Raw genomic sequence first — 13687 nt, forward strand, 5'->3', positions numbered from 1 at the left:
CGGTTACATTCCGAACCCGGAAGCTAAGCCTCACAGCGCCGATGGTACTGCAGGGGGGACCCTGTGGGAGAGTAGGACGCCGCCGAACAATTCTTCCAAAAAGGTCGGATCCTGAACTTCGGTTCGGGGTCCGACCTTTTTGCCTTTTACTTAACGTGTCGTTCACCCTGCGCGTCGAGCATCCAGCACATGGGAACTGCTGCAATGCTCAGGGCCGCCGGCGTCGGAGTGGGTGACGAGGTCGTCGTACCGGCCTTCGGGAACGTCGAAGTCGCCGAGGCCGTGACCCTGGCCGGTGCGGTCCCGGTGTTCGCCGACATAGACCCGGTGACCTACTGCCTCGACCCCGGTGCTGTCGAGGCAGCGGTAACTCCGCGTACGGCCGCGGTCGTTGTCGTACACCGCTTCGGACGTCGGGCGGACGTCGGGCGGTTGCACGCGCTCGGGCAGCGGCATGAGCTGCTGGTGCTGGAGCAGGGTGAGTCCGAGGCGCCGTACGACGAGATAGCGCAGCGCAGGGAGCGGGCCGCGTACCTGGACGCCAAGCTCAAGGGCGTACGGACGCCCGACGGCGGTGACGGGCACACGTATCAGCAGTACGTGGTGCGGGTGCCGGGGAACGGCCGTCCGGACCGCGATGCCTTCGCGATGGCCTTGCGGGCCAGGGGAGTCGAGTGCCGGGTGCCGGTGAAGACGCCCGTGCACCGGCTGCCGGAGTTCCGGCGGTGCGTGTCCCTGCCCGACACCGAGCTGGCCGCCGACGAGACGCTGACACTGCCCGTGGAGGCCTCGCTCACCAAGCGGGAGATGCAGCGGATCGTGTCCGCCTGCAATGCGCTCGGGGGACTGCTGCAGCCCGCCTACTGAGCGGGGTCCGAACGAATTTGGGAACTCGGCCCTGCTCGGGGTACAGTTTCTCTGTCGCCGCGAGGAAAACCTCGAAAACGACAGGCCCCTATAGCTCAGTCGGCAGAGCGTCTCCATGGTAAGGAGAAGGTCAACGGTTCGATTCCGTTTGGGGGCTCCGGCAAAAAAGGCCTCACCCTTCCGGGTGGGGCCTTCTTCGTGTCTGACGCCGGCTCAGGCCTCCTTGTGGATTCCCGGGACGCGCATCGCCAGGATCGCCATGTCGTCCGATGGTGCGTCCGACGCGAAGCGTTCCACCGCGCGCATGATGCGCGCGGCGACCGCGCCGGCCGTCAGCCCCGTGCACGTGGTGAGGACGTCGGCGAGGCCGTCGTCGCCCAGCATGCGCGCGCCCTCGCGGCGTTCGGTGACGCCGTCCGTGACGCACAGCAGCACGTCACCGGGGTCGAGGGTGACGGTCTCCTCGTACAGCTCCAGGTCCTCGATGACGCCCAGCAGCGGCTGCGGCTCGGCGGCCGCCGTCACGGTGCCGTCCTGGCGCAGGCGCAGCGGGAGCGGATGGCCGGCGCAGACCACCTTCAGTTCGGCGCTGCCGTCCTCCTGTGGGCGCATCTCGCCGTAGAGGAGGGTCAGGAAGCGGCTGCGGTCGCCCTCGTCCAGGATCGCGGAGTTCAGACGCTGCAGCACCGCCGGCCCGGAGAGACCCTCGCGGGCCAGCAGCCGCAGGGCGTGCCGGGCGAGGCCGGTGACCGCCGCCGCGTTGGGGCCCGTACCGCAGACGTCGCCGATGGCGAAGCCGTAGGCGCCGTTGCCGATCGGGAAGAGGTCGTAGAAGTCGCCGCCGACCTCGTTGCCCTCGCCGGCCGCGCGGTAGATGACCTCCACCTCGACGCCGTCGATGTGCGGCAGGCCGGGCGGGAGCAGGCTGCGCTGGAGGGACTGGCTGATGGCCGTGCGCTCGGAGTAGAGGCGGGCGTTGTCCAGGGCGAGCGCGGCTCTGCGGGACAGGTCCTCGGCCAGTTCCAGGATTTCCTGGCGGAAGTGTTCGTCCGTGGGCTTGCCCAGGGTGAGCATGCCGATGACGCGGTTGCGGGCGACGAGGGGCAGGACCACCGTCTCGCCGCCGACCGCGGAGGCCGTGGCGAGGGTGGGGCCGATGCCCGAGCTGACCCGGTGCGTGGGGCCGCCGGACAGGCCGAGGCTCCGCATGGAGGTGCGCAGGGCCGCCTGGTGCGCCACCTCGCCGGGGACCGTCCAGACGCGGGCGCCGGGGGTCGGTACGGGGTCGGGTGACGGGACCTTCGACAGCAGGGACTTGATGCCGTCGATGAGTTCCTCGTCCTCGTGCAGGACATAGGAGAGATACGGCTCGGAGGCCTGGTCGGCGATCGTGTAGACGGCGCACCAGGTGGCCAGGGTGGGGACGGTCATCTGGGCCATCAGGGCCAGCGTCTGGTCGCGGTCCAGGGTGCCGGCGAGCAGGTCGGAAGCCTCGACGAGGAAGCTCAGGGAGCCGCGGCGCAGCCGCTCCAGCTCGCCCAGGCGGGCCGACTCGACGGCCAGGGCGATGCGGTCGGCGGCGAACTGCAGGCGCAGTGCCTCCTCGTTCGAGTACCGGCCCGGCGACTCGGCCGCGACGCCGAGCGAGCCGGTGAGGCGGCCCTCGACCTTCAGCGGGACCGTGACGACGGAGCGCATACCGGTGCCGGCGAGCAGCGGTACGGCGCCGGGGACGGACGTGAGGTCCTCGTGGACGGCCGGCATGCGGGCGGAGCCGTAGCGGCCGGGGCCGGCCTCCACGGGCACGCGCGCGAACCGCTGACGGGCGGAGGGCAGTCCGGTGGAGGCTCGGACCTCCAGCTCGGTCTCGTCGTCGGTGGCCAGCAGCAGGAAGGCGGAGTCGCCGTCGAGCATGTCGCGGGCCCGCTCCACGGTGCGCTGCAGCAGGCCGTCGAGGTCGTCCGGGGCGGGGGAGCCGATGAACACCTCGAAGGGGTCGGTGCTCTGGCCGTCGGAGGACGTGTTCTGGTCGCCCGCCGGGACGCGCGGCGGCGTCTGCAGGACGGCGCGCTCGTGGTCACGTACCAGGAGGCAGACGGTGGAGGGTTCGCCCCCGGTGTCCCGGACCCTGAGGTGAGAGGCGTAGACCGACGAGACCCGGCCGTCGGCGCCACGGATGCCGTAGCTGCCCTCCCAGCGGGAGAGCTGGAGGGCCTCGGCCACACCCGTGCCGGTGCCGGGGGTGTGCGGCCAGGCTGCCAGATCGGTCAGGGGCCTGCCGACGACCTCGGCGCTCGTGTAGCCGAAGAGTTCCTCGGCGTCCTCGTTCCAGGAGGTGATGGCGCCCTTGCGGTCGACCTGGAGGACCGCGACGCGGACCCGCCCGTCGGCCAGCGGGAGCAGCTCGGCGGGGAGGGACGGGCCGGCGGTGCGGGTGCCGACCGGGCGTTCCGGGAGGTTGAGCTGGAACCAGACGTTCTTGTGGGTGGGCGTGTACTCGACGCCCCAGCGGGTCGCCAGGGCCGCGCACAGCTGCAGGCCCCGGCCGCCCTCGCGGTCGGGGCTGCCCATCGTGGTGGCGGCCTGCTGCAGCGGGACCTCACGCTCCGGGTAGCGGTCGGAGACCTCGATGCGCACACCGTCCTCGGTGCGCAGGCACAGGACGTCCGCATGCGTGCCCGCGTGGACGACGGCGTTGGTCACCAGTTCGCTGGTGAGGACGACGGCGTCGTCGACGATGTCGGCGAAGCCCCAGCCCTGAAGGGTGTCGCGGACGAAGGACCGGGCGGTCGCGACCGATCGCCCGACGGGCTCGAAGGTGGCGGCCGCGCGCGCGGTGATCACAGAACTCCTCGGCCGGTTGTCGTCGTGCAGGGCAGCATGGCCGGCCGGCGTGCGCCGCTGCTGCGGCATCAGCTCGCCCGTCGGCTGTGGCTCCGGGGGCTGTCCCCCGGGGATGACTCCGGTGGTCATGGTCTGCGGCCGCCCCTCCGATGCCCGCTCGTTCTCGTGCCACCCCCCAGACCGGTCGGACCGGTGCGGCTGGACAGCCGCATGCAAGGTTACTTACCTTCGCCGTCCGAGCGGATGCCGGTCGCCGGTGTTTACCCCCCAGGGTGTGCGGACGATGTGCGAAGCTGCCGAACTGTTATGGCCTGGTTCGGGCAGGGTGAAACACTGGGCAAGCTTCTGATGAAGGTCGGGTCGGGCTGCGTGTGTTCCGTGTACGACGGGCAGCAGCCCCTGGTGTGGCCGGATCTCGTCTGGCAGAAATACGCAGCAGTAACGGGTACGCGGAAGTAACCGGTAGGCCGAAGACCGGCACGCCGGGCCGAAGCGGCCGAGCACAGCAGTAGCGGTCTACCCCTCCGGGAGGGACACAGTGGAGTCTGGCGCGGCGACGCGTGGCACGAAGGCGCGCGCGAAAGGCGGACCGTCCCTGGGCAGGCGCGGCACCACCACCGAGGTGGACACGGCCGCCCTGCACCGGCTGCTGGCGGCCCTCGTCTCGATGCGCGACGGGAACTTCCGCAAGCGGCTCACCGTCTCCGGCGACGGGGTGATGTCGGAGATCGCGGCCGTCTTCAACGAGGTGGCCGACCGGAACCTGCACCTGACCGGTGAGCTGTCCCGGGTGCGGCGCATGGTGGGCCGTGAGGGAAAGCTCACGGAACGGCTGGAGACGGGGGCCTGTGAGGGCTCCTGGGCCTCCGCCATCGACGCCTCGAACGCGCTGGTGGACGATCTCGTCTGGCCGGTCTCGGAGGTCGGCCGGGTGCTCACGGCGGTCGCCGAGGGTGATCTCTCGCCGCGCATGGAGCTGCGGACGCAGGCACCGGACGACGGCACCGGGCATCCGCTGCGGGGCGAGTTCCTGAAGGTCGGCCGTACCGTCAACAACCTGGTCGACCAGCTGTCGACGTTCACCGACGAGGTCACGCGGGTGGCCAGCGAGGTCGGCACGGAGGGCAAGCTCGGCGGTCAGGCGCGGGTGCGCGGCATGTCGGGTTCGTGGAAGGACCTGACCGAGTCCGTCAACACCATGGCGAACCGGCTGACGGCGCAGGTGCGCGACATCGCGCTGGTGACGACGGCGGTAGCGCGTGGTGACCTGTCACGCAAGGTCACCGTGCATGTGGCCGGCGAGATGCTGGAGCTGAAGAACACCGTCAACACGATGGTGGAGCAGCTGTCGTCCTTCTCCGTCGAGGTGACCCGGGTCGCCCGTGAGGTGGGCACCGAGGGCATTCTGGGCGGTCAGGCGCAGGTGCCGGGTGTCGCCGGCGTGTGGAAGGAGCTGACCGACTCCGTCAACACGATGGCGGGCAACCTGACCGCGCAGGTGCGCGGGATCTCCCAGGTCACGACCGCTGTCGCCAACGGTGACCTGTCGCAGAAGGTGACGGTTCCGGCGCGCGGCGAGGTGGCGCAGCTCGCCGAGACGATCAACCAGATGACCGAGACGCTGCGGATCTTCGCGGACGAGGTCACGCGTGTCGCGAACGAGGTCGGCGCCGAGGGGCGGCTCGGCGGGCAGGCGAACGTGCCGGGCGCCGCCGGTACCTGGAAGGACCTGACGGACTCCGTCAACACGGTGTTCCGGAATCTCACCACACAGGTGAGGGACATCGCCACCGTGACGACCGCCGTGGCCAGCGGTGACCTCTCGCAGAAGGTCACGGTCGACGTGGCCGGCGAGATGCTGGAGCTGAAGAACACCGTCAACGGGATGGTGGACCAGCTGTCGGCGTTCGGTGCCGAGGTGACGCGGGTCGCGCGGGAGATCGGTGTCGAGGGCGAGCTGGGCGGCCAGGCGCAGGTACCGGGGGCGGCCGGCGCCTGGAAGGACCTGACCGACTCCGTCAACACCGCGTTCCGCAACCTCACCGGGCAGGTGCGCAACATCGCCCAGGTGACGACGGCGGTGGCCAACGGCGACCTCTCCCAGAAGGTCACCGTCGACGTCTCCGGCGAGATGCTCCAGCTGAAGAACACCGTGAACACGATGGTGGACCAGCTGTCGAGCTTCGCCGACCAGGTCACGCGGATGGCCAGGGACGTGGGGACGGAGGGCCGGCTGGGCGGTCAGGCCCGGGTGGACGGCGTGTCGGGCACGTGGAAGGAGCTGACGGACTCCGTCAACTTCATGGCCGGCAACCTGACCTCCCAGGTCCGCAACATCGCCCAGGTGACGACCGCGGTGGCCAACGGTGACCTCTCGCAGAAGATCGACGTCGACGCGCGCGGCGAGATCCTCGAGCTGAAGAACACGATCAACACGATGGTTGATCAGCTGTCCGCCTTCGCCGACCAGGTGACCCGGGTCGCCCGGGACGTGGGTACGGAGGGCCGGCTGGGTGGTCAGGCGCAGGTGCCCGGCGTCGCCGGTGTGTGGCGGGACCTGACCGACTCCGTGAACGGCATGGCCGGCAACCTGACGGCCCAGGTCCGCAACATCGCCCAGGTCGCCACCGCGGTCGCGCGCGGTGACCTCTCCCAGAAGATCACCGTGGACGCGCGCGGGGAGATCCTGGAGCTGAAGAACACGCTGAACACGATGGTGGACCAGCTGTCGTCGTTCGCCCAGGAGGTCACGCGTGTGGCCCGTGAGGTGGGCACGGAGGGCATCCTCGGCGGTCAGGCCGAGGTGCAGGGTGTCTCCGGCACCTGGAAGGACCTCACGCAGTCCGTGAACTTCATGGCGAACAACCTGACGATCCAGGTGCGCAACATCGCCGAGGTCACGACGGCGGTCGCCAAGGGTGACCTGTCGAAGAAGATCACTGTTGACGCGAAGGGCGAGATCCTTGAGCTCGTCACTACGGTCAACACGATGGTTGATCAGCTGTCCAGCTTCGCGGAGCAAGTGACCCGGGTGGCCCGTGAGGTGGGCACCGAGGGAATCCTGGGCGGTCAGGCGCACGTGCCGGGCGTCACCGGTATCTGGAAGGACCTCAGCAACAACGTCAACCTGATGGCCAACAACCTGACCATGCAGGTGCGGAACATCTCCCAGGTCGCCTCGGCCGTCGCCAACGGCGACCTGACGCGTCAGGTGACGATCGAGGCGCGCGGCGAGGTGGCGCAGCTCGCCGACACCATCAACATCATGGTGAAGACGCTGAGCTCGTTCGCCGACCAGGTCACCAAGGTGGCCCGTGAGGTGGGCACGGACGGCATCCTGGGCGGTCAGGCGCACGTGCCGGGTGTGGCCGGTACCTGGAAGGACCTGACCGAGTCCGTGAACCAGATGGCGTCCAACCTGACCGGCCAGGTGCGCAACATCGCCATGGTCACCACGGCGATCGCCAAGGGCGACCTCACGAAGAAGATCGACATTGACGCTCGCGGCGAGATTCTTGAGCTGAAGACGACGATCAACACCATGGTTGATCAGCTGTCGAGCTTCGCCGAGGAGGTCACGCGCGTGGCCCGCGAGGTGGGCACGGAAGGGCAGCTCGGCGGCCAGGCACGCGTGCGTGACGTCGACGGCACCTGGCGGGACCTCACCGAGTCGGTGAACGAGATGGCCGGGAACCTGACCCGGCAGGTGCGTGCCATCGCGCGCGTGGCGACCGCGGTGACCCGGGGCGACCTGAACCTGAAGATCGACGTCGACGCGTCCGGCGAGATCCAGGAGCTGCAGGACTACATCAACAAGATGATCGCCAACCTGCGCGACACCACGATCGCCAACAAGGAGCAGGACTGGCTCAAGGGCAACCTGGCCCGCATCTCGGGCCTCATGCAGGGCCGCCGGGACCTGGAGGACGTGGCCTCGCTGATCATGAGCGAGCTGACGCCGGTGGTGTCCGCGCAGCACGGCGCGTTCTTCGTGGCGATGCCGCTCATGGAGGGCAAGGACGCGGGCGACGGCGAGGAGAACTACGAGCTGCGGATGCTGGGCTCGTACGGCTACTCGATGGGCTCGATGCCGACGTCGTTCCGGCCCGGTGAGGCGCTGGTGGGCACGGCCGCCGAGGAGAGGCGCGCGATCCTCGTGGAGAACGCGCCCAGCGGCTACCTGAAGATCTCCTCGGGGCTCGGCGAGGCTCCGCCGGCGCAGGTGATCGTGCTGCCGGTGCTGTTCGAGGGCACTGTGCTCGGCGTGATCGAGCTGGCCTCCTTCACGCCGTTCACGCAGATCCAGAAGGACTTCCTCAACCAGATCGCCGAGATGATCGCGACGAGCGTCAACACCATCTCGGTCAACACCAAGACCGAGCTGCTGCTGAAGCAGTCGCAGGAGCTGACCGAGCAACTCCGCGAGCGGTCGGCGGAGTTGGAGAACCGGCAGAAGGCGCTGCAGGCCTCCAACGCCGAACTTGAGGAGAAGGCCGAGCTGCTGGCCCGGCAGAACCGCGACATCGAGGTGAAGAACACCGAGATCGAGGAGGCCCGGCAGGTCCTGGAGGAGCGCGCGGAGCAACTCGCGGTGTCGATGCGCTACAAGAGCGAGTTCCTCGCCAACATGTCGCACGAGCTGCGTACGCCGCTCAACTCGCTGCTGATCCTGGCCAAGCTGCTCGCCGACAACGCCGAGGGCAACCTGTCGCCGAAGCAGGTGGAGTTCGCCGAGACCATCCACGGCGCCGGTTCCGACCTGCTCCAGCTGATCAACGACATCCTGGACCTGTCGAAGGTCGAGGCGGGCAAGATGGACGTCTCGCCGACGCGCATCGCGCTCGTACAGCTCGTGGACTACGTGGAGGCCACCTTCCGGCCGCTGACCGCGGAGAAGGGCCTGGATCTGTCCGTACGGGTCTCGCCGGAGCTGCCGGCGACCCTGCACACCGACGAGCAGCGGCTGCTGCAGGTGCTGCGGAACCTGCTGTCGAACGCGGTGAAGTTCACCGACTCCGGGTCGGTGGAACTGGTGATCAGGCCGGCCGGCGCGGACGTGCCGGTGGGTATCCGGGAGCAGCTGCTGGAGGCCGGTTCGCTGGCCGATCCGGAGGCGCCGCTGATCGCGTTCTCGGTGACGGACACCGGCATCGGCATCGCCGCCAGCAAGATGCGGGTGATCTTCGAGGCGTTCAAGCAGGCGGACGGCACGACCAGCCGCAAGTACGGCGGCACCGGACTCGGCCTGTCCATCTCCCGGGAGATCGCGCAGCTGCTCGGCGGTGAGATCCACGCGCAGAGCGAACCGGGCCGCGGCTCGACGTTCACGCTGTACCTGCCGCTGCACCCCAGCGAACTGCCGCCGCAGGGCTACCAGCAGTCCGTGCCCCCGCTGGAGGCCGGCGAGCTGCTCGCCTCGGAGGCCAGGCAGTCCTCGGAGCTGTCGGCTGTGGAGATCGAGACCCCGGCCGAGGTGAAGTCGTACCGGGAGACGCAGAACGGTCCCGCGGCGCTCTTCCGGCGCCGGCGCCGGGGCCTGCCGCAGGGCGAGCAGGGCCCCATGCAGTGGACGGCGTTGCCCGAGCAGGAGAGCGGGCCGCAGTCCGCGCGCGGGGTGCAGTTCGGCGGTGAGAAGGTGCTGATCGTCGACGACGACATCCGCAACGTCTTCGCCCTGACCAGCGTCCTGGAGCAGCACGGCCTGTCGGTGCTGTACGCCGAGAACGGCCGTGAGGGCATCGAGGTGCTGGAGCAGCACGACGACGTGGCGGTCGTACTGATGGACATCATGATGCCGGAGATGGACGGGTATGCGACGACCACGGCGATCCGCCGGATGCCGCAGTTCGCCGGGCTGCCGATCATCGCGCTGACGGCGAAGGCGATGAAGGGCGACCGGGAGAAGGCGATCGAGTCCGGTGCCTCCGACTACGTGACCAAGCCGGTCGACCCGGATCATCTGCTGGCCGTGATGCAGCAGTGGATGGGTGGGAAGTGACGAGGTCGGCGAACCGGGATGTGAACAGCGGGGGAACCCTTGGCATGGGTCGGGGGTTGCCCACTTGAGGTGACTGCGAACGTACGGCTTAAGGTGGCTGCGGACGTATGGAATGCGGAATTCCGGGAACCATCCCGACCCCCGCCGCGTTTCCGCTGTGTGCACAGTGACATCGCGGTGACAGGGTGTGGCGACAGGCGGGGTGCGGCTACGATGACCGGCACAAGGACGGGCGGCGAAAGGGAGTCGTCCCCTGGGGCGGCGCCCGGTGTACCGCCGGGGCGAGGAGGGCGGGCCATGGTGCAGAAGGCCAAGATCCTCCTGGTCGATGACCGGCCGGAGAATCTGCTGGCGCTGGAGGCGATCCTCTCGGCGCTCGATCAGACGCTGGTGCGGGCATCGTCCGGGGAGGAAGCACTCAAGGCACTGCTCACGGACGATTTCGCGGTCATTCTGCTGGACGTCCAGATGCCGGGTATGGACGGCTTCGAGACCGCCGCGCACATCAAGCGGCGGGAGCGGACCCGGGACATCCCGATCATCTTCCTCACCGCGATCAACCACGGCCCTCACCACACCTTCCGGGGCTACGCGGCGGGCGCGGTCGACTACATCTCCAAGCCGTTCGACCCGTGGGTGCTGCGGGCGAAGGTCTCGGTGTTCGTCGAGCTGTACATGAAGAACTGCCAGCTGCGGGAGCAGGCGGCGCTGCTGCGGCTGCAGTTGGAAGGCGGCGGCAAGGGCGCGGTCGGCGGCAAGGAGTCCGCCGGGCTGCTCGCCGAGCTGTCCGCCCGGCTCGCGGCCGTCGAGGAGCAGGCCGAGGCCCTGTCCAAGCAGCTGGACGACGACTCGGCGGACGCCGCCGCGGTGGCCACGGCGGCCCATCTGGAGCGCAAACTCACCGGGTTGCGGCGCGCGCTCGACGCCCTGGAGCCGGGCACCGGCCCCGGCGGCTCGTCGGTGTCGGCACAGAACTGACGCAGGGGCAGGCGGCGGTTGCCCATGAAGGTGCGTCAGTTCCGGTCCTCGGCAAGGGCGACACGAACGGGTGAAGCTGTGGGCACACGTGTCCGCTGTGGTCTCCCCCGGTAACCTCACACCCATGGCCTCACGTCCCTCCGCAGCCAAGAAGCAGCCCGCGAAGAAGGCGGCTGCTCCCGCGAAGGCTCCGGCGAAGAAGGCGGCGGCCAAGAAGGCGCCCGCCAAGAAGGCCCCGGCGAAGAAGGCCGCGCCGAAGCCGGTACCCAGCCCCACGGGGGGCGTGTACCGGCTCGTGCGCGCCCTGTGGCTGGGCCTCGCGCACGCCGTCGGCGCCGTCTTCCGCGGCATAGGGCAGGGCGCCAAGAACCTCGACCCGGCCCACCGCAAGGACGGAATCGCGCTGCTGCTGCTCGGCATCGCGCTGATCGTCGCCGCCGGCACCTGGGCCGACCTCAAGGGCCCTGTCGGCGACCTCGTGGAGATCCTCGTCACCGGCGCCTTCGGGCGGCTCGACCTGCTGGTGCCGATACTGCTCGCGGTGATCGCCGTACGGTTCATCCGGCACCCGGAGAAGCCGGAGGCCAACGGCCGGATCGTGATCGGCCTGTCCGCGCTTCTCATCGGTGTGCTCGGGCAGGTCCACATCGCGTGCGGCTCGCCCGCGCGCAGCGACGGCATGCAGGCCATAAGGGACGCCGGAGGTCTGATCGGCTGGGCGGCGGCCACCCCGCTGACGTACGCCATGACCGAGGTCCTCGCCGTGCCGCTGCTGGTGCTGCTGACGATCTTCGGTCTGCTCGTGGTGACGGCCACGCCGGTCAACGCCATCCCGCAGCGCCTGCGGGCGCTCGGCGTGCGCCTGGGCGTGCTGCACGACCACGAGGCGGAGGTGTTCACCGACGACGACGAGCGCTACGACGAGCAGTGGCGCGAGGCGCTGCCCGCGCGCCCCCGTAAGCGCTCGTCCGCCCCCAAGGCGTACGACCCCGACAGCGCCGAGGAGGAGGCCCTCTCGCAGCGCCGTGGCCGCCCCAGGCGTTCGGCGGTGCCCCAGCCGGATCTGCACCGCCAGATGGACGCGGTGGACGTCGCCGCGGCCGCAGCAGCGGCGCTCGACGGTGCGGTGCTGCACGGCATGCCGCCCTCTCCGCTGGTCGCCGACCTCACCCAGGGCGTCAGCGTCGGCGACCGCGAGGAGACGACCCCCGTACCGACCCCCGTACCGACCCCCGCGCCCGCGCCAGCGCCCGCGCCGTCGTCGGTCCCGGCCGCGCGGCCCAAGCAGGAGAAGCTGAAGGGCGGGATCGTCCCCGACCTCACCAAGAAGGCCCCGCAGGAGTCGCGCGATCTGCCCCCGCGCGCCGAGCAGCTCCAGCTCTCCGGTGACATCACCTACTCGCTGCCGTCGCTGGACCTCCTCCACCGCGGCGGCCCCGGCAAGGCGCGCAGCGAGGCCAACGACGCCGTCGTCGCCTCGCTCACCCAGGTCTTCACCGAGTTCAAGGTCGACGCCGCCGTCACCGGCTTCACCCGAGGCCCGACAGTCACGCGCTACGAGGTCGAGCTCGGCCCCGCGGTGAAGGTCGAGCGGATCACCGCGCTGACCAAGAACATCGCGTACGCGGTCGCCAGCCCGGACGTGCGGATCATCAGCCCCATCCCCGGCAAGTCCGCGGTCGGCATCGAGATCCCGAACACCGACCGGGAGATGGTCAACCTCGGCGACGTGCTGCGCCTCGCGGAGTCCGCCGAGGACGACGATCCGATGCTGGTCGCCTTCGGCAAGGACGTCGAGGGCGGGTACGTCATGCACTCGCTCGCGAAGATGCCGCACCTGCTGGTCGCCGGTGCCACCGGCTCCGGCAAGTCCTCCTGCATCAACTGTTTGATCACCTCGGTCATGATGCGGGCGACCCCCGAGGACGTCCGGATGATCCTGGTCGACCCCAAGCGCGTCGAGCTGACCGCGTACGAGGGAATCCCGCACCTGATCACACCGATCATCACCAACCCCAAGCGGGCCGCCGAGGCACTGCAGTGGGTCGTACGCGAGATGGACCTGCGCTACGACGACCTCGCCGCCTACGGCTACCGGCACATCGACGACTTCAACCAGGCCGTCCGCGACGGCAAGGTCAAGCCGCCCGAGGGCAGCGAGCGCGAGCTCCAGCCGTACCCGTACCTGCTGGTGATCGTGGACGAGTTGGCCGACCTGATGATGGTGGCCCCGCGCGACGTCGAGGACGCGATCGTGCGCATCACCCAGCTCGCGCGCGCCGCCGGCATCCACCTGGTGCTCGCCACCCAGCGCCCGTCGGTCGACGTGGTCACCGGTCTGATCAAGGCCAACGTGCCCTCCCGGCTGGCCTTCGCCACGTCCTCGCTCGCCGACTCCCGGGTCATCCTCGACCAGCCCGGCGCCGAGAAGCTCATCGGCAAGGGCGACGGCCTGTTCCTGCCGATGGGCGCGAACAAGCCGACGCGTATGCAGGGCGCGTTCGTCACCGAGGCCGAGGTCGCGGCCGTCGTCCAGCACTGCAAGGAACAGATGGCGCCGGTCTTCCGGGACGACGTCACGGTGGGCTCCAAGCAGAAGAAGGAGATCGACGAGGACATCGGCGACGACCTCGACCTGCTGTGCCAGGCGGCCGAACTGGTCGTCTCCACGCAGTTCGGGTCGACCTCCATGCTCCAGCGCAAGCTGCGCGTGGGCTTCGCCAAGGCCGGGCGGCTCATGGACCTCATGGAGTCCCGCAACATCGTGGGGCCGAGCGAGGGCTCCAAGGCGCGTGACGTTCTCGTGAAGCCTGACGACCTGGACGGCGTGCTCGCGGTGATTCGCGGGGAGTCTGAAGGGTAGGACGACGCGCCGTCCGGGGGACGTGGCTTACACCGGGTGGCGGCATGCCGTGATGCACCCGTTAGAGATCGGCGAGCAACCGTTTCCCTTCTTCGTACGTCCAGTTGAGCGAAAGGACAGTTGGGCGTCCCACCATG

Annotated in this window: 5 protein-coding genes, 1 tRNA gene and 1 rRNA gene; 6 read left to right on the forward strand and 1 reads right to left on the reverse strand. The window is 69.5% G+C overall.

Annotation, left to right across the window (positions count from 1 at the left end; genetic code table 11):
- The 3 genes from rrf to AB0L59_RS31395 form a co-directional block, all read left to right on the forward strand.
- Positions 1-88 (forward strand): 5S ribosomal RNA (gene rrf / locus AB0L59_RS31385); the annotation flags it as partial.
- 116 nt (positions 89-204) lie between these two features.
- Positions 205-867 carry a DegT/DnrJ/EryC1/StrS family aminotransferase gene (locus tag AB0L59_RS31390; protein ID WP_365590147.1) on the forward strand — a complete coding sequence of 221 codons (663 nt, stop codon included), beginning with the start codon at positions 205-207 and terminating at the stop codon, positions 865-867.
- Between the two features lie 84 nt (positions 868-951).
- A tRNA-Thr gene (locus tag AB0L59_RS31395) sits at positions 952-1024 on the forward strand.
- A 56-nt stretch (positions 1025-1080) separates the two neighbouring features.
- Here AB0L59_RS31395 and AB0L59_RS31400 read toward each other — a convergent pair.
- Entirely contained in the window at positions 1081-3840 is a 2760-nt protein-coding gene (locus tag AB0L59_RS31400) for a SpoIIE family protein phosphatase (protein WP_365590018.1), read from the reverse strand.
- A gap of 409 nt (positions 3841-4249) precedes the next feature.
- Here AB0L59_RS31400 and AB0L59_RS31405 point away from each other — a divergent pair, with 409 nt between their 5' ends.
- The 3 genes from AB0L59_RS31405 to AB0L59_RS31415 all read left to right on the forward strand — a co-directional run bounded on the left by AB0L59_RS31405 (position 4250) and on the right by AB0L59_RS31415 (position 13550).
- Entirely contained in the window at positions 4250-9709 is a 5460-nt protein-coding gene (locus AB0L59_RS31405; protein WP_365590019.1) for a HAMP domain-containing protein, read from the forward strand.
- 297 nt (positions 9710-10006) lie between these two features.
- On the forward strand, positions 10007-10687 hold the full coding sequence (locus AB0L59_RS31410) for a response regulator (protein WP_365590020.1): 681 nt from the start codon (positions 10007-10009) through the stop codon (positions 10685-10687).
- A gap of 124 nt (positions 10688-10811) precedes the next feature.
- A complete protein-coding gene (locus AB0L59_RS31415; RefSeq protein WP_365590021.1) occupies positions 10812-13550 on the forward strand; it encodes a DNA translocase FtsK in 2739 nt (912 codons plus the stop codon).
- Positions 13551-13687 lie beyond the last annotated feature (137 nt).

It is taken from the genome of Streptomyces sp. NPDC052109 (genome assembly GCF_040680195.1).
Classification (GTDB): Bacteria; Actinomycetota; Actinomycetes; order Streptomycetales; family Streptomycetaceae; genus Streptomyces.

Coding starts and splice junctions, on each gene's coding strand:
- AB0L59_RS31390 (WP_365590147.1), top strand. CDS start 205: ATGCTCAGGGCCGCCGGCGTCGGAGTGGGTGACGAGGTCGTCGTACCG.
- AB0L59_RS31400 (WP_365590018.1), bottom strand. CDS start 3,840: ATGACCACCGGAGTCATCCCCGGGGGACAGCCCCCGGAGCCACAGCCG.
- AB0L59_RS31410 (WP_365590020.1), top strand. CDS start 10,007: ATGGTGCAGAAGGCCAAGATCCTCCTGGTCGATGACCGGCCGGAGAAT.
- AB0L59_RS31415 (WP_365590021.1), top strand. CDS start 10,812: ATGGCCTCACGTCCCTCCGCAGCCAAGAAGCAGCCCGCGAAGAAGGCG.